A 21,485-nucleotide genomic window follows, 5' to 3' on the forward strand; every position below is an offset into this window, starting at 1 on the left:
ATGACCACCCTTCCCGCCTACCCACTCGTCAGGCCTGGCCCGCTGCACTCGACCCTGTTGGCCGGCACCGTGCCGCTGTTTCTCGGTGCATTGCTCAGTGACATCGCCTACGGCCAGACCTATCAGATCCAATGGGCCAACTTCGCGTCCTGGCTGATCGCCGGTGCCTTGGTGTTTTGTGGCTTTGCATTGTTGTTCGCGCTGGTCAACCTGGTGCGCGCCGAGCATAAAGGCGGACGCCCCGCCGCGTACTTCCTGCTGTTACTGATCACCTGGGGACTCGGGCTGGTCAACGCCTTCCAACATGCCAAGGACGCCTACGCCATGATGCCTGTTGGCCTGGTACTGTCGGTGATCGTGACGGTTCTGGCGATTGTTGCCACATGGGTCGGCCTGACCAACCTGCGCTCGGGAGCTGCCAAATGAACCCACTCAATACGCTGACCTTACTGAGCGCAGCGCTGTTGCTGAGCGCGTGTGGCGATGCTGGCGACAAGACCCAGGCACGCGGTCCCGATCCCAAACTGCCCGAGCAACAAAGCAGCCTGCTGCCGAGCATGAAGATTGCCGAGCCGACACCCTGGGGCGAGCAAAAACCCACGGTGCCGCAAGGCTACAGCGTCACGGCCATCGCCACCGACCTGGCCATTCCACGGCAAACCCTGGTGCTGCCCAATGGCGATATCCTCGTCGCCGAAGGCCGTGGCGGCAGTGCGGCCAAGCTCAAGCCCAAGGATGTAATCGCCAGCGTGATCAAGGCCCAGGGCAACACCAAGGTCAAGGGTGGTAACCGCCTCACGTTGCTGCGCGATGCCGACGGTGACGGCAACTACGAGCTCAAGACCGTGTTTGCCGACAACCTCAACGCGCCCTATGGCCTGGCTTTCGCCGACGGCAAGCTGTACGTGGCCAACCAGGATGCCCTGGTGCGCTTCGACTATACCGACGGCCAGACCGAAGCCAGCGGCGCGCCGACCAAAATCACCGACCTGCCGGCGCAGATCAACCATCACTGGACCAAATCCCTGGCCATCAGCGAGGACGGGCGCCAGCTCTATGTGGGCATCGGCTCCAACAGCAATATCACCGAACGCGGCATGGAAGTGGAGATCGACCGCGCCATGGTCTGGCAGATCGACGCAGCCACCGGCGCGCACAAGCCCTACGCCACCGGCCTGCGCAACCCGACCGCGCTGACCATTCAGCCGGGCTCGGGGCAATTGTGGACGGTGGTCAACGAACGCGATGAACTCGGCCCCGACCTGGTGCCGGACTACCTCACCTCAGTGCGCGAAGGCGCCTTCTACGGCTGGCCCTACAGCTACTGGGGCCAGAACGTCGACCCCCGCGCGCAACCGCAGAACCCGATGAAAGTCGCGGCCGCGATCAAGCCGGATTACAGCCTGGGCTCGCATGTTGCGGCACTCGGCGTGGATTTTTCGATACCGGCCATGGGTGAACAATTCGCCGACGGCGTGTTTGTCGGCGAACACGGCAGCTGGAACCGCGACAACCCGGTGGGCTACAAGGTGATCTTCGTACCGTTCAGCAACGGCAAGCCGACTGGCGAACCGATTGATTTCGCCACCGGTTTCCGTGGCGACGACGGCAAGACCCGTGGCCGCCCGGTGGGCGTGACGGTCGACCCCAAAGGTGCGCTGATCATTGCTGACGACTTGGCCAACACCGTTTGGCGGGTGACACGCAATCGGTAACCGCCGTTGGACCCTGTCACTGTGGCGAGGGAGCTTGCTCCCGCTGGGCTGCGAAGCGGCCCCTGCTCTTTGCTTCAAGAGCATGGGACTGCTACGCAGTCCAACGGGAGCAAGCGCCCTCGCCACAGGGGACGGGTTTACAGGTCAGTGATTTCCTTATGCCGCGGCACCAGCGCTTTCATCACGCTCCACGCCACGAGGTAGGCCAGGGCACAGATCGCAAACATGATCATATAGCCGGTGTGAATGTCGTTGATGGACTTGTAGTAGTCGAACACCCAGCCACCGATCTTGGTCATCACTACACCGCCCAGGCCGCCCGCCATACCGCCGATGCCGACCACCGACGCCACGGTTTTTTGCGGGAACATATCCGACACGGTGGTGAAGATATTGCACGACCACGCCTGGTGCGCCGAGGCGCCCACGCCGATCAACAACACCGGCACCCAGAAGCTCAGGTAACCGAACGGTTGCGCCAACAGCACCACCAGAGGGAACAGCGCGATCACCAGCATGGCTTTCATGCGGCCGTCATACGGGGCATCACCGCGCGCCATAAAGTAGCTGGGGAACCAGCCGCCGCCGATACTGCCGACCATGGTCATGCTGTACAGCACGGCCAACGGCATCACGATATCCGCGCCTTTCATGTTGTATTGCGCCGACAGGTACGTGGGCAGCCAGAACAGGAAAAACCACCACACGCCGTCGGTCATGAACTTGCCGAAGGCGAACGCCCAGGTCTGGCGGTAGGTCAGCAGCTTGAACCACGAGACTTTTTTCGGCGTCGCCCCCACAGGCTCAGGCGCGAAAGGCTGTACGGTCTGGTCACTGCGGATGTAGGCCAGTTCTTCGGCGGACAAGCGCTTTTGCTGCTCCGGTTTCTCATAGAGCATCGACCACACCGCCACCCACACAAACCCGAGCATGCCGATCACGATAAACGCGGCTTCCCAGCCCCACATGCCGGCAATCAGCGGCACACAGATCGGCGCGAGGATTGCACCCACGTTGGCGCCGGAGTTGAAGATGCCGGTGGCCAGGGAGCGTTCTTTTTTCGGGAAATATTCCGCAGTAGCCTTGATCGCGATGGGGAAGTTGCCCGCCTCGCCAATCGCCAGCACGGCGCGGGAGAGCATAAAGCCAGCAATCGATACCGGAATCACCGCCAGGCCGATGGCGGCGCTGAGCGAGGCAATCCCCGCGCCCATCGGCACCGAGAACGCATGCATGATCGCGCCGGTGGACCAGATGGCAATCGCCACCACATAGGCCGCCTTGGTGCCGATCTTGTCGACAAACCGCCCGGCAAACAGCATGGCAATCGCATAAACGAACTGGAACACCGCAGCGATGTTGGCGTAATCGGTGTTGCTCCAGCCAAATTGCGTCGACAGTTGCGGCGCCAAGAGGCTGAGCACCTGGCGGTCGAGGTAATTGACGGTGGTGGCAAAGAACAACATCGCGCAGATGGTCCAGCGATAGTTGCCGACTGCCTGGCCGACGCGGTGGGCGTTGATGGGCTCATTCAAATTCATGGCATCACTTTTTATTTTTGTTAGATAGGACATATGTAACGTCATATGTCGTCGTACAACTGCGACTTTTATAGCCGGGCGCCTTGGCGGTGTCAATCTGAAAGATTGCCGTTTCTTCAGGTATTACTTGGGCGTATAAACAATCAGTTCAAAGCGGTTGTAGGATGACAAACGCGAAACACCCGGCTAGGCGCCTTGCCCGGTACATCGTCGAGCAGGCCGTAGGGCTGCATGCCTAGCTTTTCCAACACACGGATCGAAGCCGCATGATCGGGTCGCACCAGACCGAAAACCTCCGGCAGATTCAGTGTTTGGAAGGCCAGCGCCAGCGCATCCCGACCCAGCTCAGTGGCGTAGCCCTGCCCCCACGCCTCCACGGCGAAGCGATAACCCAGGTTGATGCGCCGCTCGGTCAGGTAATTAAGCGGCGCTATGCCGCCAAAGCCAATGAGGTGCCCAGGCTGCTCCTTACGGGCGATCGCCCACCAGCCATAACCCTGGGCGGCCCACTGTTCGAGCCAATGGTTGAGCACACGCTGGGCGTGCTCCAGGCTGGCCATCGGCCCTGCAGGGTTGAACATATTTGTCTGCGGGTCGCCGAAGATCGCGAACAATCGCTGCACATCGTTGGCTTCGGGCTTGCGGTAGATCAGGCGTGAGAGGGTGTCAGGCATGCGCATAATTCCTTGTTGATGCCATGAAGTTCAACGCATCAGCAAAAAAACGCAAATAGAGGTGAATTATTTCATGTCGGCTTGTATCTGAACTGACAGAGCGGTGCCATCGCAACGATGGCACCTCCCCTGTTCAGTTTTAGAGTGACCCGCATGAAATTACGTAAGAAAAGCGTCAAACCCATCGGTTTGAAAGACATCACCATCGTCGACGATACCAAGGTGCGCAAGGCGATCACCGCCGCCGCACTGGGTAACGCCATGGAGTGGTTCGACTTTGGTGTCTACGGGTTCGTCGCCTATGTGCTCGGCAAGGTGTTCTTCCCCGACGCCTCGCCCAGCGTACAAATGATCGCTGCCTTGGGCACCTTCTCCGTGCCCTTCCTGATTCGCCCGCTGGGCGGCCTGTTCTTCGGTGCCCTGGGTGACAAATACGGGCGGCAGAAAGTATTGGCCGCCACCATCGTGATCATGTCCCTGAGCACCTTCGCCATCGGCCTGATCCCCGGCTACGCCTCGATAGGCATCTGGGCGCCGATCCTGCTGCTGTTGTGCAAAATGGCCCAGGGCTTCTCGGTGGGCGGTGAATACACCGGCGCCTCGATCTTTGTCGCCGAATATGCACCGGACCGTAAACGCGGGTTCCTTGGCAGCTGGCTGGACTTCGGCTCCATCGCCGGTTTTGTGCTCGGTGCCGGCGTCGTGGTACTGATCTCGACGATCCTCGGTGAAGCCGACTTCGAGGCCTGGGGCTGGCGCCTGCCGTTCTTCCTCGCCCTGCCCCTGGGCATCATCGGCCTGTACCTGCGTCACGCGCTGGAAGAAACCCCGGCCTTCCAGCAGCACATGGACAAACTCGAACAAGGCGACCGCCAGGGCCTGACCCACGGCCCCAAAGTCTCGTTCAAGGAAGTCGCGACCCAGCATTGGCGCAGCCTGCTGACCTGCATCGGTATCGTCGCGGCCACCAACGTGACGTACTACATGCTGCTCACGTATATGCCCAGCTACCTGTCGCACAACCTGCATTACAAAGAAAACAGCGGCGTACTGATCATCATCGCGATCATGGTCGGCATGCTGTTCGTGCAACCGTTCATTGGTTTTGTGAGTGACAAGATCGGCCGAAAACCCTTCATCATCGCCGGCAGCGTGGGCCTGCTGTTCCTGTCCATTCCGGCGTTCATGCTGATCACCAGCGGCAAGATCGGCCTGATCTTCGCCGGCCTGCTGATCCTGGCGGTGGTCCTCAACTTCTTTATCGGCGTGATGGCCTCGACCCTGCCGGCGATGTTCCCCACGCACCTGCGCTACAGCGCGCTGGCCAGTGCGTTCAACGTCTCGGTATTGATCGCCGGTGTCACCCCCACCGCCGTGGCGTGGCTGGTGGAAAGCACCAACGACCTGTTCATGCCCGCCTACTACCTGATGGTGTTTGCCGTGGTCGGCTTGATCACGGGCCTGACCATGAAGGAAACCGCCAACAAGCCACTGCGCGGCGCCGCGCCTGCGGCCTCGGACATGGCAGAAGCCAAGGAAATACTGCAAGAGCACCACGACAATATCGAGCAGAAGATCGAAGACATCGACACTCAGATTGCCGAACTGGAAGCCAAGCGCCAGAACCTGGTGCAGCAGCACCCACGCATCAACTGACTACTGACCTGGTGTGGCGGCCCCTGCCGCCATGCCTTTGGAGTGCCTGAACATGGTTCCAAGCGTCACCGCAGCACACTCGCTACTCAGCGCCGACGAACGCGCTGCCATCGCCGAAATAGAAGCCACCACCAGCATCCTGCAACTGGTTACCCGCCTGACCGGCATGCGCTTTGCCGGCATCGCCAAATTCACTGACCTTGAGTGGGTCGTCTGCTCGGTGCACGACACGGCCGATATGGGCATTCATGTCGACGACGTGCTCGACCTCGAAACCACACTGTGCAGTGAGTTCTGCATCAACCCGCAGACCCTGTTCATCCCGCAGATCAGCCACAACGGCCGCTTCGCCGCGCGCCCGGTGGTCAAGCAGTTCGCCATCGAAAGCTACGCCGGTGCGCCGATATTCCTGCCTGATGGGCGCCTGTTCGGCGCATTGTGCGCGCTGGATTCGCGCGCGATGCTGTTTGAAGACCCCAACCTGCCGGAAACCCTGAGCCTGTTTGCGCGGCTGATCGGCTGTATTTTTTTCGCTAACTTGAGCTCGGTTGATCAGTGAGCTTGCCGCGCAAGGCGGCCATGTCGCGCTTGGGCGGCACACCGAACAGCCGGCTGTACTCGCGACTGAACTGTGACGGGCTTTCATAACCCACCTTGAACGCCGCACTGGACACGTCTTGATGTTCGTTGAGCATCAAGCGCCGCGCTTCATTCAAGCGCAGCCATTTCTGATACTGCAAAGGGCTCATCGCGGTCAGGTGACGAAAGTGATGATGAAAGGTGGCAGCGCTCATCTGCACCCGCGCAGCCAATTCCTCCACCCGCAACGGCGCGGTGTAATTGAGCTTCAGCCAATCGATCGCCTTGGCGATCCGATAGCCCTGCCCGTCAACGGCGCAGATCCTGCGCAGGCGCCCGGCCTGGTCGGTCTTTAACAGCCGGTAATGGATTTCACGCTGAATCAACGGCGCGAGTACCGGGATCGCCTCGGGTTCGTCCAGCAAAGCGACCAAGCGTGCGAACGCTGCCAGCATGCCTTCGGTGACCGTGCCGATTCCCACCCCTTTCATCACTGCCCGCTCCCGAGTGGGCGGCAACTCACTCTGGGCGATCAGCTCGGCGAGGATGCGCAGGTCCAGTTTGTAGGTCAGGCCCAGGCAGGGCCGGGTCGGGCTGGCAACCAGCACTTCGGAGTTGGCCGGGATATCCAAAGACGTCAGCAGAAACCGCGTCGGGTCATAGGGGTAGCCTTCACCGCCGACCCACAGTTGTTTTTCACCCTGGGCGACCAGCACGACGCACGGCTCGACCATGCACACCACCGGCGCTGCCGGCTGCTCACGCCGATAAAAGCCCAGGCCCGGGACTGGCATGGGGTAATCGCCGGGCGCCGTGACCTGCGCGTTGATCGCCTGGATCAAGGCGTCCAGGGGCAATGGATTAATCGTCATAAAAGGCTCTTTTAACGCGTGACCGAACTGTACCGCGCACACCAAGCAAGTGTCACCGACAACCCACAAGACTCAGAGGATCAGGCAAGTAATCCACTGGAACGCACTACAGAACGCCGGTCCATGCCGGGAAAATGCGCGGACCAACCTTATCCGGGATCACGCCATGAAAAGCCTTTTGCTCGCCCTGAGCGTGCTGCTGACGTCTTTTTCTTCATTGGGAGCCGATATGTCCAACGGTGCTGACAACTTCTACAAAAGCGACAAAGTGACGGTGCAAAAGGTCACCTTCAACAACCAATACGGCATGGCGGTGGCGGGCCATTTGTTCATGCCGAAAAACCTCGCCCCCGGCGCAAAAAACCCAGCCCTTGTGGTTGGGCACCCGATGGGCGCCGTCAAAGAGCAGAGCGCAGACCTCTACGCCACCAAAATGGCCGAACAAGGCTTCGTCACCTTGTCTCTGGACTTGTCATTCTGGGGCGATAGCGCAGGCTCACCACGCAATGCGGTGCTGCCCGACCTCTACGTCGAGGACTTCAGCGCTGCCGTGGATTTCCTCGGTACCCGCCCGCAAGTTGATCGCGAGCGCATCGGTGTGATCGGTATTTGCGGCAGTGGCAGCTTCGCCATTGCCGCCGCGAAGATTGACCCACGCTTTAAGGCAATCGCTACCGTGAGCATGTACGACATGGGTGCGGCCAACCGCAATGGCCTCAAACATAGCGTGACGCTGGCGCAACGTCAGCAACTGCTGCGCCAGGCCGCCAACCAGCGCTATGTGGAATTCCAGGGCGGCGAGACCGTCTACACCGGCGGCACGCCAGCCACCCTCACCGGCGATGCGGTGGGTGATGAGTTTTACGATTTCTACCGTACGGCGCGCGGCGAATTCACACCCGTCGGCGGCTCACCGCAAACCACCACGCGGCCGACCCTGACCAGTAATGTGAAGTTCCTGAACTTCTACCCCTTCAACGATATCGAGACGCTATCCCCTCGCCCGCTGTTATTGATCGCCGGCGCCGACGCGCACTCACGTGAATTCAGTGAAGACGCCTACCAACGCGCGGCCGAGCCCAAGGAACTGCTGATTATCCCGGGCGCAGGCCATGTCGATCTTTACGACCGGGTCGATCTGATCCCTTTCGACAGACTCGCCACTTTCTTCAAAGGCCACTTGAAATAATGCCCGATAAATCACAGATGCATAGCTGGGCTGCGGTGTTTGCGATGTCGTTGGCGGCGTTCGCACTGGTGGCCTCTGAGTTCATGCCGGTAAGCCTGCTGACGCCGTTGGCCGCCGACCTGCAGATTTCCGAAGGCCAGGCCGGCCAAGGCATCTCGGTGTCCGGTCTGCTCGCCTTGCTCACCAGCCTGGTCATCGCTGCCGTCGCTGCGCGGGTTGAGCGCAAGCGTCTGCTGTTGGCGTTGACCGTCCTGATGATCCTGTCTGGAACCGTGGTGGCGCTGGCGCCGAACTACCTGACGTTCATGCTCGGTCGCGCGCTGATCGGCGTGGCCATCGGCGGTTTCTGGTCGCTGTCGGCGGCGACCGCCATGCGCCTGGTGCCCACGGCCCAAGTACCGCGCGCGTTGGCGATCGTGAATGGCGGCAACGCACTGGCGACGGTGATCGCGGCGCCCTTGGGCAGTTTTCTCGGCGCACTGATCGGTTGGCGTGGCGCATTTTTCTGCGTCGTGCCGGTGGCGGTAGCGGCTGGCCTATGGCTGCTGTTCAGCTTGCCCGCGATCAAGGTGCAAGGCCAGGCCAAGACTGGCAACGTGCTGCGCTTGTTCAAACAGACGCCTGTGGCCCTGGGCATGCTCGCCATCAGCGGCTTTTTCATGGGCCAGTTCATGCTGTTCACTTACCTGCGTCCGTTTCTGGAAAGCGCCACGCGGGTCAGCACCTCCACACTCTCGTTGCTGTTGTTGGTGCTCGGCCTGGCCGGGCTGGCGGGCACTGTGCTGATAGAGCGCGTGCTGAAAAACCGCCTGTATCCTGTGCTGATTGCCATTCCATTGATCATGGCGTTGATCGCCGTGGCCCTGGTGGCCTTCGGCGGCTCGCCGATCACCACAGCCGTGTTACTCGGTTGCTGGGGTTTCGTGGCTACCGCCGCGCCGGTGGGTTGGTGGACCTGGCTGGCGCACGTGTTGCCGGACGATGCCGAGGCCGGCGGTGGATTAATGGTGGCAATCATTCAATTGGCGATTACTGCCGGTGCCACTGTCGGTGGCGTGGCGTTCGACCACAGCGGTTATCAGGCCACCTTTGAACTGAGCGCAGCCACGCTGGGGGTAGCTGCGCTGCTGGCAGGCCTGGCCGCGCGGCACTCAGCGCCGGGGTTGATGGCCAGCCGCCCTACCTGAAAAACTGACTCGGCGTCTTGCCAAACTGTTTCTTGAACATGCTGGTAAAGGCGCTCGGGCTCTCGTAGCCCAGTTCGATGGCAACATCGATAATCTTCTGCCCCACCGCAATCCGCTCCAGCGCCAGCAGCAAGCGCGCCTGCTGGCGCCATTGGCCAAAGGTCAACCCGGTTTCCTTGCGAAACAGACGCTGGATGGTCTTCTGGTCCAGCTCAAGGCGCCCACTCCAATCCTCCACCGTCGACGCATCCCCGGGATCCTGCTGCAGCGCCAGGCAAATCCGGTTGATACGCGGGTCGCCGGGCTGCGGCAACGACAGCGGCAAGGCCGGCAGAATCGCCAGCTCATCGAGGATCAGGTGCATGATCCGCGCATCGCGTGAGTCCTCGGCATACGGCGGTTTCAAACTCACCGACGCCTTGATCAGCTCACTGAGCAACGGTGAAACGCTCACCGCCTTGGTCTCGGTCGGCAGGTTCGGGAACGCATCGGGGCGCACAAACACACTGCGCATTTTCAACGGGCCGACACAGCGCAGCGAGTGGACTTGCCCGCAAGGCATCCAGAAGCCACGATTGGACGGCACCGTCCATTGGTTGTGCGCCGAGTGCACCACCATCACGCCCTCGATGGCGTAGAGTAACTGGTGCTTTTCGTGGCTATGCTCGGGGATCACCCAGTTTTCGGGGTAATCGGTGGCGGAACTGATGACAGCCCAGTCGCCTGCGTCGATTTCCTGCAAAAATTCATTCAGTGGTTTGATCATTTCGCCCTTTTTGCGACAGTTGCCTCCCGAATTTCGTGAGACAGGCATTGGCACCGAATTTAGCATAACCGCCGAAACAATTAGAAATGGGTGCCGGGCTCAAGTACTCGCCACCTCAGTTTGCTGCCCTGTATGGAATGCCTGCATGACGACCGTTACCGCGTCACCCGCCGCTGCAACCACTACACCCCAAGTGAGCCCCTTGGTTATGCGCGTCCTCGGCGCCTGCGCCTTGGCCCACCTGATCAATGACCTGATCCAGGCCGTGCTGCCCTCGATCTACCCGATGCTCAAGGCCAACTACGGACTGAGTTTCACCCAAGTGGGCCTGATCACCCTGACCTTCCAATTGACCGCCTCGCTGCTGCAACCCTGGATCGGCTACCACACCGACCGCCACCCCAAGCCCTGGCTGTTGCCGGCCGGCATGGTGTGCACCTTGATCGGCATTCTGATGCTGGCGTTTGTCGGCACCTTCCCGGCGATTTTGCTGGCGGCGGCCCTGGTGGGCGTCGGCTCGTCGACCTTTCACCCGGAAACCTCGCGCGTCGCACGCCTGGCCTCCGGTGGGCGTTATGGCCTGGCGCAATCGACCTTCCAGGTCGGCGGCAACACCGGCAGCGCCTTCGGCCCATTGCTGGCGGCGGCGATCATCATTCCTTACGGCCAGAGCCATATCGCCTGGTTCGGGCTGTTCGCCGTGTTTGCGATTCTGGTGCTGTACGGCCTGAGCCGCTGGTACCGCAACCACCTCAACCTGTTCAAGCTCAAGCAAGGCGGCAAGGCCACTCATGGCCTGTCCAAAGGCCGCGTGACCTTTGCCCTGGTGGTGCTGGCGCTGCTGGTGTTCTCCAAATACTTCTACATGACCAGCCTGACCAGCTACTTCACGTTCTACCTGATCGAGAAGTTCCAGCTGTCGGTGGCCAGTTCGCAGATGTACCTGTTCCTGTTCCTTGGCGCGGTGGCGGTGGGCACCTTCGCCGGTGGCCCGATTGGCGACAAGATCGGGCGCAAGAAAGTCATCTGGTTCTCGATCCTCGGCGCGGCGCCCTTCACCCTGGCCCTGCCCTACGTCGACCTGTTCTGGACCGCCGTACTCAGCGTGGTGATCGGCTTTATCATCGCCTCGGCCTTCTCGGCCATCGTGGTCTTCGCCCAGGAACTGGTGCCGGGCAATGTGGGGATGATCGCCGGTATCTTCTTCGGCCTGATGTTCGGCTTCAGCGGCATTGGCGCCGCGTTGCTGGGCTTGCTCGCTGACAACCATGGCATTGAGTACGTTTATAAGATCTGCTCGTTCCTGCCACTGGCGGGCATCCTCACGATATTGCTGCCCTCGACCAAAGGCGTCTGACCCGCCGATTATCGGCTGGCCGTGTGCTATTAGCCGGAATGCTCTGAAAAACCTGCGTGTGCGCTTACAATCCCGATTTTCAAGCGTACACCCAGGCAGCCCGGCACGACATGACGCTCGACCCTCCTACGATTCTGATTCTGACCATCGCGCTGGCAGCCGCTGCCGCGTTGTACCTGGCTATTGAATGGCGCAGCGTGCGCGAGCCTTCCCTGCTGTTCTGGGCTGCAGGTTTTGCGACTATCAGCGTCGGCTCTACCCTGGCGTTGCTACGCGGCAGTGGCCTGTTGATGATCGGTATCTGGTTCGCCAACGGCTTGCTGGTCACCGCGCACTTTTTGTTCCTGCTCGGCGTGGCGCGTTTTACCCAGGCGCGCCTTTCACCACTATGGCTGTTGATGCTGGTGGTATGGCTGGGGATGCTGATGCTGCCGGTGGAGCTGCCATGGTCCAAAGCCATGCTGGCGGTGCAGTCGCTGCTGGTGGCAGTGCCGACCCTGCGCGCCAGCTTTCTGCTGCGTCCCCATGGCAAGTCCCTGAGCATCGGCGCGGTGCAGTTGCGCTATGTGCTGCTGATTCACGGCGCGTTTTATGTGGCCAAGGCATTGTCGGTGCTGATCCCCGGCACACTGATTGACCTGGCAGCCTTCAAGGGCGAAATTATCCAGGTGTCCTTGGTGGAAGGTGCGATGGCGATCATGTTGATCGCGTTGTCGATGACCGGCTCCGAACGCTACCGCCGCGAGCAGCACATCGCACGGCTGGCGGCCCGCGACCCACTCACAGCACTCTTCAACCGTCGCGCCCTTGACCTTCAAGCGCCACGCCTGTTGGCACAAGTCTCGTCGGCCCAGCCAGGCGCCGTGCTGTTGATCGATATCGACAACTTCAAAGGGGTCAACGACCTCTACGGCCATACCGCCGGCGACCGTTTGCTCATCGCCCTCAGCGAGATGATCCGCAGCGTCGTACCCCAAAGTGCGTTAGCTGCGCGCCTGGGTGGGGACGAGTTTTTGATTCTACTGAACAACACCTCGACCCAGCAGATTGTCGAGCTGGGCAGCCGCTTGCGTGAACAGTTCCAGCAAGTCGCCGCTGAAACCTTTACCACGCCGGCGCCGGTGACCTTGAGCATCGGCGCCAACCTGTTCGACCAACCACCGGCAAGCCTGGCCGCGCTGATCGAACAAGGCGACACCACGCTCTACGAAACCAAGCGTGGCGGGCGCGACAGCATTCGTCTGGTGGACCAGACCGGCACGTTCGGCTAAAGGTCGTAATGCACCGCTACGCTGCGCCCGGTCTTCACCGACTCCAATGCACTATCGGCCAGGTGCAAGGCATACAGGCCATCACGCACGCTGGTCGGTAGCTCTCGGCCAGCGTTCAGCGCGTCAATAAACTGTGTTAGCTCATTGCGATAAGCATCCGCGTAACGCTCGAGGAAAAAGTGCTGCAACGGCTCCAGCGCTTCGGTGTGGTCGGCACTCCAATGGCGCAACGTGCTGGGGCGGTGGTTGTCGGTGAGCAGCACGCCCGTGGCGCCGGACACTTCCACGCGCTGGTCATAGCCGTACACCGCCTGGCGACAGCAGTTGATGTGGCATTGCTTGCCGGAGGCCGTGCGCAGCAGCACCATCACACTGTCGTAGTCGTCGATGTCGGCCAGGCTCGGGTCCACCAAGCGGCTGGCGAAGGCACTGACTTGCACCGGCTCCTCGCCGAGCAGGTGGCGGGCGGTGTCGAAGTCATGGATGGTCATGTCGCGCAGGATGCCACCGGAGTGTTCCAGGTAGTCACGCGGCGCCAGGCCGGGGTCGCGACTGGTGATGATCACCTGGCGCACCGCGCCGATCTGGCCGGCGTCCAGCGCCTGGCGCAGACGCAGCATGTCGGGGTCAAAACGTCGGTTGAAACCGAGCATCACCTTGCCGCCCAGGCGTTCGACGGCCTGGGCGGCGCTGCGAGCCTTGGCGATATCCAGGTCGATGGGCTTTTCGCACAGTACCGCCTTGCCTGCGGCCACCGCTGCCAGCAGCAAGTCGATATGGGTGTCGGTGGGCGTGCCGATCACCACGGCATCAATGTCTTGGCGGGCAAGCACGGCGGCGCAGTCATAGGCCGCTTCGCAGCCCAATTGTGTGCTGAGCGCATCGACACCTTCGCGCCAGGGGTCGGCCACCAGCACCAGCGTGGCGTTGGGGTGAGCGGCGACGTTGGCGGCGTGGATCCTGGCGATGCGCCCGGCACCTAAAACGGCAATACGTAGCATGGTCGAACTCCTGGCGTTGTTATTGAGGGAGCTTCAGTCCGGCAGGTTGAACGGTGTCACGATCTGCACCTGTGACGGCGCAATCGGCCCGGTTTTCCATAGCCGGTGGTGTTGCAGGATGTGCAAAAACACGCTGCGGGCATCGATCTGCAGGTTGTGGTCGATGATCGCGGCGACTTTTTCTTCCAGCAGCAGCTGGCGATTTTCTTCGTCCAGGTCATGGCCGATAAACACTTCCAGCGGGCGCTCGAGCGCGGTGAAGGCATCGACAATCGCGCGGTTACCGCCGCCGACGCTGTACACCGCCTTGAGTTCGGGGTGTTGCTTGAGGGCCTGGGTGACGCGCTCAAACGTGCGGTCGTACACGCCATAGCCGCCGCTGATATCCAGCACCCGCAGGTGCGGGGCACGCCCACGCAGCCAGGCGCGAAAGCCCATCTCGCGCTCTTCTTCGCCACGGAACAGTTCGCTGCCGATCACCACCGCTACGTCCTGGGGTTGCGCCGGCAGCCAGCGCGACATCAGGTAGGCCGCGGTTTGGCCGGCGGTGCGGTTGTCCATGCCTACATAACCGATGCGCTCGCTTTGCGGCAGGTCGGTGACCAGGGTTACCACGGGAATGCCGGCCGCGATCAGCTGCTTGACGGCCTGATTCACCGCCGGCTCATCCGCCGCTTTAAGCACCACGCCCTGGCTGCCGGTGTCGAGGCAGCGCAGTAATTGGTCATGCATGGCCTGGGGTTCGATTTCTTCAAACAGGTGAAAACGCGGCGCGATGCGAAACGGCGCCAAGCTGCCCAATTGCGCGGTGATCGCCGCCTGCACCGCCGCGCTGAAGCGCTGGGGTGTGTGCATGATCACATCGACGTGAAACGTGCGCCCCACCGCCAGACCGTTTTTTTCCTGGGCCTCCAACTCATCCAGCGCCTGCTCGATGCGCCGGGTGGTCTGCGCATGCACGCTACCGCGCTGGTGCAACACGCGGTCGACCGTGGCTTTGCTCACGCCGGCCTGGGTCGCGAGCTGCTTGATGGAGAAGTGTTTTGCGCGTTCGAGCATGCGGTTCGCCTGAGGTGTTTTTGAGGTCTTTTTTGGGCGTTACTGAGGTTTTGCAATGCTAGTCTCAGTTTTGCCCGGCGTCGAGCCGGGTCGATAAAACAACAACAATTTCAGGAGAACCGCATGCCTCACACCGATCTCGCCAGCGCATTCAACGGCCAATATTTTGTTGTCACCGGCAGCACTCAGGGGCTGGGCGCTGCCGTGGCACATACCCTGGCGCAGCGTGGCGCTGCCGGGCTGATCGTCTGCGGGCGCCGCCGCGCCGAGGGCGAAGAGCAGGTCCGGCAACTGGCACAGCTCGATTGCCAGGCATTTTTTGTCGAGGCCGACCTGGAAAACGTCGAGGATTGCCGTGCGATCATCGACGCAGCACGCACCCACTTCGGCACCTTGCACGGGCTGGTGAACTGCGCCGGCATGTCGGATCGCGGCACTATTCTCGACACCTCGCCCGAGCTGTTTGACCGGCTGTTTGCGGTGAACGTGCGGGCGCCGTTTTTTCTGATGCAGGAAGCACTCAAGCTGATGATCAGCACCGGCGTGGAAGGCGCGGTGGTGAATATCCAGAGCATCACCGGGCATGGCGGGCAATCGTTTTTGAGCGCCTATGCGGCGTCCAAGGGCGCGCTGGCGATTTTGACCAAGAACGTGGCGTTCAGCGCATTGCGTAATCGCATCCGCGTGAATGGCCTGAATATCGGCTGGATGGACACGCCTCACGAGGATCAGATCCAGCGCCAATACCACGGCGCGCAGGACGGCTGGCTGGCCGAGGCCGAGCGCGCGCAGCCGTTCGGGCGGCTGCTCAAGCCCGAAGAAGTGGCGCAAAGCGTGGCGTTTTTGCTCTCGCGTGAAGCCGGGATGATGACCGGCTCGGTGATCGACCTGGAGCAAGGCGTGGTCGGCTGCACCGACAGCGGCAGCCCGCAACCGCACCAGGCGCTGAGCCTGCCGGGAGGTGTGTGATGTCGGCGTTCGTGACCGGCGCGGCGGTGCGCCTGGCGGATTTCAGCCGTATTTGCGCCCAACGGACCAACGCCGAGGACTACCCGCTGTGTGCCGAGGTGGTGAGCAATGTGCCGATCTATCAGGCCGGCACTTTACGCAACAGCGAGCGCTTGCGCGTCATGGATGAGCTGCATCACCTGTTCCGCGACGGGCCTGGGGTGATGGTGGTGCGCCAGGCCTATGAAGACCTGGCGGTGGTCGATCGCCATAGCCAGGTATTCGAGGCGATCTTTGCCCATGAGGCTGCGCAAGGCGTGGCCGCCGACCATTTTGCCCAGGCCGGCAGCAACGGGCGCATCTGGAATTCGCTGCAGAAAGCCGCGCTGCAGTCGCCGGAATCGTTTGCCGAGTACTACGCCAACCCGCTGCTCGGTTTGATCGCCGAAGCGTGGCTGGGGCCGAGCTTTCAGATGACCGCGCAAGTGAACGTGGTCCACCCTGGCGGGCAGGCGCAACAGCCGCACCGTGACTATCACCTGGGCTTTCAGACCACTGAGGTGGTTGAACGCTTTCCGCTGCCGCTGCATCTGTTGTCGCAATACCTGACGCTGCAAGGCGCGGTGGCCCATTCGGATATGCCGCTGGAAAGCGGGCCGACCCAACTGCTGCCCTTCTCCCAGCAATACCCGCTGGGTTACCTGGCCTGGCGCTGCGCAGAGTTTATCGACTACTTCCAGCAGCACGCCGTGCAATTGCCGCTGAACAAGGGCGACCTGCTGTTCTTCAACCCGGCGCTGTTCCACGCGGCGGGTACCAACCGCACGACCCACCACCGGCGTATGGCCAACCTGCTGCAAATCTCGTCGGCGTTCGGCAAGCCCATGGAAGCCCTCGACCGCGACCGCATGATGCTCGCGGTGTACCCGGTGTTGCTGGCCAACCCTGCGTTGAATGCCGAAGCGGTGATCGCCTGTACGGCCGACGGTTATGCCTTCCCCACCAACCTCGACACCGACCCGCCCTTGCACGGGCTCGCCCCGCAAACCGGGCAGCAATTAATGCAACAAGCCCTTGACGAACGCTGGCCCTATTCAGACTTCGCCGCTGCCGTGGCGCAACTGCGGGCCAAGCGCCAGGCGTGAATCCCACTGCTTTTACAACAACAAAAAGAACGGAGCATAACCATGAAGAAGCAACTCCTCGCAGCACTGCTGACCCTCGCTGTTACGCCCTGGGCCTGGGCGGATATACGTATCGGCGTGAGCATCGCCCAGGTCGACGATGTGTTCCTCGCACAGATGCGTGACTACATGGCGGCCCACGCCAAGGAGCTACCCGGCGTGACCCTGCAATTTGAAGACGCCCAGGGCGATGTGGTGCGCCAACTCAATCAGGTGCAGAACTTTACCGCCCAGGGCATGGACGCGATTATCGTCAACGCGGTGGACACGGCGGCCACGCAGAAAATGACCGTCAATGCCCAGCAGGCCAAGATGCCGCTGGTGTACGTCAACCGCCGCCCGGAGTTCCAGGACGTGCCGCCGGGCGTGGGTTATGTTGGCTCGGATGAGATCAAGGCCGGGGAAATCCAGATGCGCTACCTGGCAGAGAAAATGGGCGGCAAGGGCAACCTAGCGATCATGCTCGGGCTGTTGTCCAACAACGCCACGCACAACCGCACGCTGGGGGTGAAGACGGTGCTCAAGGATTACCCGGACATCAAGATTGTCGAGGAGCAAAGCGCCGAATGGCAGCGCGGCAAGGCGATTGACCTGATGAGCAACTGGATTGTGTCCGGACGCAAAATCGATGCCGTGGCGGCGAATGCCGATGAAATGGCGATTGGCGCCGCCATGGCGATCAGCCAGGCGGGCATGCAACCGGGCAAGGATATCCTGGTGGCCGGCAGCGATGGCGGCGCAGCGGGGCTGGACGCGGTGAAGAAGGGCCAGTTGCTGGTGACGGTGTATCAGGACAACAAAGGCCAGGCCGTCGGCTCGATTGATCTGGCGGTGAAGATGGTCAAGAAGGAACCCTATGTGGCTGAGCTGACCATTCCTTATCAGCAGATCACCAAAGACAATTACCAGGCGTTTCTGAACCCTTAATCCCTTGCCTATGGCCAGGTTTTCTTGTGGCGAGCGGGCTTGTTGTGGCGAGCGGGCTTGCCACAATAAGTTTGCTCAGCCAGGGGGGATTTCATCTCAGCCTCAAGACCACCAGGGCACCGAGCCCGAAGAGGCAGGCCACGCCCACTGCATAGGCCAGCGTGCGCCAGGGTTGCAGCCCTGCCAGATACGTCACCGTGTGCGCCAATCGGGCCAGGGTAAACAGGCCAAAGAGCCAACCCGTGACACCCTGGGAACTCCCCAGCGCCACACATAATCCGCCCAACACAAAAAACAGCGGGATGTTTTCCAGGTCATTGGCCCACGCCCTTTGCGCCCTCACGACGTGTGGCAATTCTTGTGGCTGCGCCATGCGGCTGAAGAATGCTGCATCTTCAAGGTTGGTGAACGCCCGCCGCCGAATCCGCCAAAAACCCTGGTAGCAGGAAATCGCGAACATTTTCAGGCACAGCACCAGCACACAGCCTGCGTAGATAGCCAGCAGGTCATTCATCGCGCAACCCATTGACGACGATATAAAGCAACGGCCCCACCGAAACAAACACTGCCGTCAGCAAGAAATACGGCAGCACAGACACTACCGACCGCCCGCGACCACGCGCATCCCGATACATCCACACACACGCCAGCACCGCCATCAGGTACAGGTCCATCACTACCTGCGCGGTGTCCGGACGCGACATCAATTGCCGCCCGAAGGCCAGCAGCGATTGCTCGGCGGTGAGCATCGTCACCAGTGTATAGAGTGAAAATCCAACTAACCCGACCAGGGCAATAGAGGGTCTGTGCATGGTCTCGTCCTTGAAGTGAATGAAGCTCACGATAGTGATAAGGTCTTGGCCCTCGCAATGACCTCACAGGTTATGAACCCGCCATGGACACTACTGCCGGCGACCAACTGCGCCAACTGCGTCGCCACGCCAAGCTGAGCCAGCTGGACCTGGCGCTGATCACCGGCGTTTCGCAACGCCACCTCAGTTACATCGAAACCGGCCGCGCCAAGCCGAGCCCGGGCACGTTGCACAATTTACTGACCGCGCTGGATGTGCCGCTTGAGCAGTGCAATCGCGTGTTCCTCGCCGCCGGCTACGCGCCACGCTACACCGCCACCCCGCTCGCCTCACCGGCCATGGCCGCGATTCGCGAAGCCGTCAGCCATGTGTTGCACGCCAATAACCCGGCCCCGGCGATTCTGCTCGGCAGCCAATGGCAAGTGCTGGCGGCGAATGCGAGTACCGGCGTCCTGTTTGAATTGTTGGGGCTTGAACCGGATGCGGCAGACGGGCTGAACCTGCTGACCACGCTGCTGCAAACCGGCGGCTTTGGCGACCACCTGATCAACGCCGAAGAGATCCGCACGCTTGCCTGGCAACGCGCCAGCCGGGAGGCGTTGGGCAATCCTGAATTGGCGGTTTTATTAGCCAGCCTGCCGACGCCCACCCACACCGAACCACCCGGCCACATGCCGCCCTTGGCGCTGACGCGCATCCGCTCACCCCAGGGCGAGCTGAGCTTTCTGTCGACCTTCACCACGTTCGGCATGCCCCAGGACATCACCCTCACGTCGCTGCGTATCGAGCATCTGATTCCGGCTGACGAGCCGACGTGGCAAGTCATGCGCGCCGCCTATGCGGAGCATGCCGCGCTGGTTTTGTGAAATATCTGTCCGTAGACTGCCGCCATACCTCCCACTTGAAGGCGGCGAAAAAAACGTGATGCAAGTTACCGAAGTCTCCATTGCCCAACTGCGCGCGGCGCTTGAAACCGGCCAGACCACTGCCGTTGAACTGGTAAACGCCTACCTGGCGCGGATCGATGCCTATGACGGCCCGCAGACCGCCACCGCCTTGAACGCCGTGGTAGTGCGCAACCCCGAAGCCCTTAAAGAAGCCGAAGCGTCCGATGCGCGCCGGGCCAGGGGCGAAACGTTGGGGCCATTGGACGGCATTCCCTATACCGCCAAGGACAGCTACCTGGTCAAGGGCCTTACGGCCGCATCCGGCAGCCCGGCCTTTGCCAAGCTGGTTGCGCAGCGCGACGCCTTCACCATCGAACGCTTGCGAGCGGGCGGCGCCATCTGCCTGGGCAAGACCAATATGCCGCCGATGGCCAATGGCGGGATGCAGCGGGGTGTGTATGGCCGTGCCGAAAGCCCTTACAACGCCGACTACCTGACTGCACCATTTGCCTCCGGTTCGTCCAACGGCGCGGGTACCGCCACGGCGGCAAGCTTCGCCGCCTTTGGTGTGGCTGAAGAAACCTGGTCGAGCGGGCGTGGCCCGGCGTCCAACAATGGTTTGTGCGCCTACACACCGTCCCGTGGGGTGATTTCGGTACGCGGCAACTGGCCGCTCACGCCGACCATGGACGTGGTGGTGCCCTATGCACGCACCATGGCCGACCTGCTGGAAGTGCTGGATGTGGTGGTCGCCGAAGACTCCGACACCCGTGGCGACCTGTGGCGCCTGCAGCCCTGGGTGCCAATCCCAAGCGTAGCGTCGGTGCGCCCCGTGTCTTACGCCGACTTGGCGGTAAGCAGCGAAGCCCTCGCCGGTAAACGTTTCGGCGTGCCGCGCATGTACATCAATGCCGACCCCGAGGCGGGCACCAGCGAAAAGCCCGGCATTGGCGGGCCGACCGGGCAGAAGATCAACACCCGCGCCAGCGTGATCGACCTGTGGGAAGCTGCACGCAAGGCGCTGCAAGCCGCCGGCGCCGAAGTGATCGAGGTGGATTTCCCGCTGGTGTCCAACTGCGAAGGCGATCGCCCTGGCGCGCCAACCGTGTTTACCCGTGGCTTGGTTTCCAGGGAATTCCTGCACGACGAATTGTGGGAACTGTCGGCCTGGGCTTTTGATGACTTTCTGCGCGCCAACAACGACCCGGCACTCAACCGCCTGGCGGATGTCGATGGGCCGAAAATCTTCCCGCACGACCCGGGCACCCTGCCCAACCGCGAAGATGACCTGGCCGCCGGCATGGACGAATACGTGCGCATGGCCGAGCGCGGCATCACGCCGTGGAACGAGATCAGCACGGTGCCGGACGGTTTGCGCGGCCTGGAGCAAACCCGGCGCATCGACCTGGAAGACTGGATGGACACGCTTGGGCTCGATGCGGTGCTGTTCCCGACCGTGGCCGATGTAGGCCCGGCAGATGCCGACGTGAACGAAGCCAGTGCCGACATCGCCTGGAGCAATGGCGTGTGGGTCGCTAACGGCAACCTCGCCATCCGCCACCTCGGCGTGCCCACCGTCACCGTGCCGATGGGCGTGATGGCCGACATCGGCATGCCCGTCGGCCTGACCTTTGCCGGTCGTGCTTACGATGATTCGGCGCTGCTGAGCTTTGCCAGCGCGTATGAAGCCACCGGCAGCAAACGCCTGATCCCACCGCGCACACCGCCGTTGTAAAAAATGTGGGATCACTGATCGTTCCCACGCTCCGCGTGGGAACGCATTCTGTGACGCTCCGCGTCACGACTTCAAGAGCGGACGCAGAGCGTCCAGGGTTGCATTCCCACGCGGAGCGTGGGAAC

21 protein-coding genes are annotated in these 21,485 nt (G+C 61.7%); 13 read left to right on the plus strand and 8 right to left on the minus strand.

Translation table 11 applies throughout. The features are described 5' to 3' along the window. Together HBO41_RS11225 and HBO41_RS11230 are read left to right on the plus strand one after the other, a co-directional pair. Positions 1-426, plus strand: coding sequence for a DUF2231 domain-containing protein (locus HBO41_RS11225; protein ID WP_138451243.1), 426 nt, complete (start codon positions 1-3; stop codon positions 424-426). Beyond that, positions 423-1,715, plus strand: a complete 1,293-nt coding sequence (locus tag HBO41_RS11230) for a sorbosone dehydrogenase family protein (RefSeq protein WP_169986256.1) — start codon at positions 423-425, stop codon at positions 1,713-1,715. Before HBO41_RS11225 ends, HBO41_RS11230 begins: the two co-directional genes overlap by 4 nt. A 137-nt stretch (positions 1,716-1,852) precedes the next feature. On the opposite strand, the gene HBO41_RS11235 is transcribed toward HBO41_RS11230, so the two are convergent. Together HBO41_RS11235 and HBO41_RS11240 are read right to left on the minus strand one after the other, a co-directional pair. Continuing rightward, positions 1,853-3,256, minus strand: coding sequence for an MFS transporter (locus HBO41_RS11235; RefSeq protein ID WP_099549644.1), 1,404 nt, complete (start codon positions 3,254-3,256; stop codon positions 1,853-1,855). A gap of 143 nt (positions 3,257-3,399) precedes the next feature. After that, positions 3,400-3,930 (minus strand): GNAT family N-acetyltransferase, encoded by a 531-nt coding sequence (locus HBO41_RS11240; protein WP_017138952.1) that lies wholly within the window; start codon positions 3,928-3,930, stop codon positions 3,400-3,402. A 153-nt stretch (positions 3,931-4,083) separates the two neighbouring features. Here HBO41_RS11240 and proP point away from each other — a divergent pair, with 153 nt between their 5' ends. Next, complete coding sequence (gene proP / locus HBO41_RS11245; protein ID WP_017138953.1) at positions 4,084-5,586, plus strand: glycine betaine/L-proline transporter ProP; 1,503 nt, start codon at positions 4,084-4,086, stop codon at positions 5,584-5,586. Between the two features lie 52 nt (positions 5,587-5,638). Beyond that, positions 5,639-6,145 carry a GAF domain-containing protein gene (locus HBO41_RS11250; RefSeq protein WP_017138954.1) on the plus strand — a complete coding sequence of 169 codons (507 nt, stop codon included), beginning with the start codon at positions 5,639-5,641 and terminating at the stop codon, positions 6,143-6,145. Here HBO41_RS11250 and HBO41_RS11255 read toward each other — a convergent pair. Next, complete coding sequence (locus HBO41_RS11255; RefSeq protein ID WP_017138955.1) at positions 6,120-7,037, minus strand: AraC family transcriptional regulator; 918 nt, start codon at positions 7,035-7,037, stop codon at positions 6,120-6,122. The two genes, HBO41_RS11250 and HBO41_RS11255, sit on opposite strands and share 26 nt — an antisense overlap. A 166-nt stretch (positions 7,038-7,203) precedes the next feature. Here HBO41_RS11255 and HBO41_RS11260 point away from each other — a divergent pair, with 166 nt between their 5' ends. After that, positions 7,204-8,226 (plus strand): alpha/beta hydrolase, encoded by a 1,023-nt coding sequence (locus HBO41_RS11260; RefSeq protein ID WP_169986258.1) that lies wholly within the window; start codon positions 7,204-7,206, stop codon positions 8,224-8,226. Beyond that, positions 8,226-9,413: an MFS transporter gene (locus tag HBO41_RS11265; RefSeq protein WP_099549641.1), complete on the plus strand. Its 1,188-nt coding sequence runs from the start codon at positions 8,226-8,228 to the stop codon at positions 9,411-9,413. The genes HBO41_RS11260 and HBO41_RS11265 overlap by 1 nt, the downstream gene beginning before the upstream one ends. Here HBO41_RS11265 and HBO41_RS11270 read toward each other — a convergent pair. After that, positions 9,406-10,227, minus strand: coding sequence for a helix-turn-helix domain-containing protein (locus tag HBO41_RS11270; protein WP_065931628.1), 822 nt, complete (start codon positions 10,225-10,227; stop codon positions 9,406-9,408). The two genes, HBO41_RS11265 and HBO41_RS11270, sit on opposite strands and share 8 nt — an antisense overlap. A gap of 97 nt (positions 10,228-10,324) precedes the next feature. Here HBO41_RS11270 and HBO41_RS11275 point away from each other — a divergent pair, with 97 nt between their 5' ends. Together HBO41_RS11275 and HBO41_RS11280 are read left to right on the plus strand one after the other, a co-directional pair. Continuing rightward, on the plus strand, positions 10,325-11,536 hold the full coding sequence (locus tag HBO41_RS11275) for an MFS transporter (RefSeq protein ID WP_017138958.1): 1,212 nt from the start codon (positions 10,325-10,327) through the stop codon (positions 11,534-11,536). A 110-nt stretch (positions 11,537-11,646) separates the two neighbouring features. Next, on the plus strand, positions 11,647-12,807 hold the full coding sequence (locus HBO41_RS11280) for a GGDEF domain-containing protein (RefSeq protein ID WP_169986260.1): 1,161 nt from the start codon (positions 11,647-11,649) through the stop codon (positions 12,805-12,807). Here the strand turns inward: HBO41_RS11280 and iolG are convergent. Beyond that, positions 12,804-13,808: an inositol 2-dehydrogenase gene (iolG, locus tag HBO41_RS11285; protein ID WP_099549640.1), complete on the minus strand. Its 1,005-nt coding sequence runs from the start codon at positions 13,806-13,808 to the stop codon at positions 12,804-12,806. The genes HBO41_RS11280 and iolG overlap by 4 nt on opposite strands. 33 nt (positions 13,809-13,841) lie before the next feature. Further along, positions 13,842-14,867 (minus strand): LacI family DNA-binding transcriptional regulator, encoded by a 1,026-nt coding sequence (locus tag HBO41_RS11290; RefSeq protein ID WP_099549639.1) that lies wholly within the window; start codon positions 14,865-14,867, stop codon positions 13,842-13,844. Between the two features lie 123 nt (positions 14,868-14,990). Between HBO41_RS11290 and HBO41_RS11295 the strand changes: the two genes are divergently transcribed. The 3 genes from HBO41_RS11295 to HBO41_RS11305 are packed head-to-tail and all read left to right on the plus strand — an operon-like array spanning position 14,991 to position 17,926. Beyond that, on the plus strand, positions 14,991-15,836 hold the full coding sequence (locus tag HBO41_RS11295) for an SDR family oxidoreductase (protein ID WP_017138961.1): 846 nt from the start codon (positions 14,991-14,993) through the stop codon (positions 15,834-15,836). Then, a complete protein-coding gene (locus HBO41_RS11300) occupies positions 15,836-16,960 on the plus strand; it encodes a phytanoyl-CoA dioxygenase family protein (protein ID WP_099549638.1) in 1,125 nt (374 codons plus the stop codon). The genes HBO41_RS11295 and HBO41_RS11300 overlap by 1 nt, the downstream gene beginning before the upstream one ends. Before the next feature lie 42 nt (positions 16,961-17,002). Further along, on the plus strand, positions 17,003-17,926 hold the full coding sequence (locus HBO41_RS11305; RefSeq protein ID WP_169986262.1) for a sugar ABC transporter substrate-binding protein: 924 nt from the start codon (positions 17,003-17,005) through the stop codon (positions 17,924-17,926). Positions 17,927-18,017: 91 nt separating this feature from the next. Here the strand turns inward: HBO41_RS11305 and HBO41_RS11310 are convergent, their stop codons facing one another. Together HBO41_RS11310 and HBO41_RS11315 are read right to left on the minus strand one after the other, a co-directional pair. After that, positions 18,018-18,440 (minus strand): MAPEG family protein, encoded by a 423-nt coding sequence (locus HBO41_RS11310; RefSeq protein ID WP_099549637.1) that lies wholly within the window; start codon positions 18,438-18,440, stop codon positions 18,018-18,020. Continuing rightward, positions 18,433-18,738, minus strand: a complete 306-nt coding sequence (locus tag HBO41_RS11315; RefSeq protein WP_169986264.1) for a DUF2834 domain-containing protein — start codon at positions 18,736-18,738, stop codon at positions 18,433-18,435. The genes HBO41_RS11310 and HBO41_RS11315 overlap by 8 nt, the downstream gene beginning before the upstream one ends. A gap of 83 nt (positions 18,739-18,821) precedes the next feature. On the opposite strand from HBO41_RS11315, the gene HBO41_RS11320 reads away from it, so the two are divergent. Together HBO41_RS11320 and HBO41_RS11325 are read left to right on the plus strand one after the other, a co-directional pair. Then, the gene (locus HBO41_RS11320) at positions 18,822-19,604 is read left to right on the plus strand and encodes a helix-turn-helix domain-containing protein (protein ID WP_099549636.1); all 783 of its coding nucleotides are present in this window, start codon (positions 18,822-18,824) and stop codon (positions 19,602-19,604) included. 55 nt (positions 19,605-19,659) lie between these two features. Further along, positions 19,660-21,360 carry an amidase gene (locus HBO41_RS11325; RefSeq protein WP_169986266.1) on the plus strand — a complete coding sequence of 567 codons (1,701 nt, stop codon included), beginning with the start codon at positions 19,660-19,662 and terminating at the stop codon, positions 21,358-21,360. Positions 21,361-21,485: the final 125 nt, after the last annotated feature.

Source organism: Pseudomonas sp. WS 5146, assembly GCF_012985495.1.
In the GTDB taxonomy this organism is placed as follows: Bacteria; Pseudomonadota; Gammaproteobacteria; order Pseudomonadales; family Pseudomonadaceae; genus Aquipseudomonas; species Aquipseudomonas edaphica.

Bases quoted from the DNA above. Each gene is read 5' to 3' on its own strand.
- HBO41_RS11225 (WP_138451243.1), top strand. From the start codon at position 1: ATGACCACCCTTCCCGCCTACCCACTCGTCAGGCCTGGCCCGCTGCAC.
- HBO41_RS11230 (WP_169986256.1), top strand. From the start codon at position 423: ATGAACCCACTCAATACGCTGACCTTACTGAGCGCAGCGCTGTTGCTG.
- HBO41_RS11235 (WP_099549644.1), bottom strand. From the start codon at position 3,256: ATGAATTTGAATGAGCCCATCAACGCCCACCGCGTCGGCCAGGCAGTC.
- HBO41_RS11240 (WP_017138952.1), bottom strand. From the start codon at position 3,930: ATGCCTGACACCCTCTCACGCCTGATCTACCGCAAGCCCGAAGCCAAC.
- proP (WP_017138953.1), top strand. From the start codon at position 4,084: ATGAAATTACGTAAGAAAAGCGTCAAACCCATCGGTTTGAAAGACATC.
- HBO41_RS11250 (WP_017138954.1), top strand. From the start codon at position 5,639: ATGGTTCCAAGCGTCACCGCAGCACACTCGCTACTCAGCGCCGACGAA.
- HBO41_RS11255 (WP_017138955.1), bottom strand. From the start codon at position 7,037: ATGACGATTAATCCATTGCCCCTGGACGCCTTGATCCAGGCGATCAAC.
- HBO41_RS11260 (WP_169986258.1), top strand. From the start codon at position 7,204: ATGAAAAGCCTTTTGCTCGCCCTGAGCGTGCTGCTGACGTCTTTTTCT.
- HBO41_RS11265 (WP_099549641.1), top strand. From the start codon at position 8,226: ATGCCCGATAAATCACAGATGCATAGCTGGGCTGCGGTGTTTGCGATG.
- HBO41_RS11270 (WP_065931628.1), bottom strand. From the start codon at position 10,227: ATGCCTGTCTCACGAAATTCGGGAGGCAACTGTCGCAAAAAGGGCGAA.
- HBO41_RS11275 (WP_017138958.1), top strand. From the start codon at position 10,325: ATGACGACCGTTACCGCGTCACCCGCCGCTGCAACCACTACACCCCAA.
- HBO41_RS11280 (WP_169986260.1), top strand. From the start codon at position 11,647: ATGACGCTCGACCCTCCTACGATTCTGATTCTGACCATCGCGCTGGCA.
- iolG (WP_099549640.1), bottom strand. From the start codon at position 13,808: ATGCTACGTATTGCCGTTTTAGGTGCCGGGCGCATCGCCAGGATCCAC.
- HBO41_RS11290 (WP_099549639.1), bottom strand. From the start codon at position 14,867: ATGCTCGAACGCGCAAAACACTTCTCCATCAAGCAGCTCGCGACCCAG.
- HBO41_RS11295 (WP_017138961.1), top strand. From the start codon at position 14,991: ATGCCTCACACCGATCTCGCCAGCGCATTCAACGGCCAATATTTTGTT.
- HBO41_RS11300 (WP_099549638.1), top strand. From the start codon at position 15,836: ATGTCGGCGTTCGTGACCGGCGCGGCGGTGCGCCTGGCGGATTTCAGC.
- HBO41_RS11305 (WP_169986262.1), top strand. From the start codon at position 17,003: ATGAAGAAGCAACTCCTCGCAGCACTGCTGACCCTCGCTGTTACGCCC.
- HBO41_RS11310 (WP_099549637.1), bottom strand. From the start codon at position 18,440: ATGAATGACCTGCTGGCTATCTACGCAGGCTGTGTGCTGGTGCTGTGC.
- HBO41_RS11315 (WP_169986264.1), bottom strand. From the start codon at position 18,738: ATGCACAGACCCTCTATTGCCCTGGTCGGGTTAGTTGGATTTTCACTC.
- HBO41_RS11320 (WP_099549636.1), top strand. From the start codon at position 18,822: ATGGACACTACTGCCGGCGACCAACTGCGCCAACTGCGTCGCCACGCC.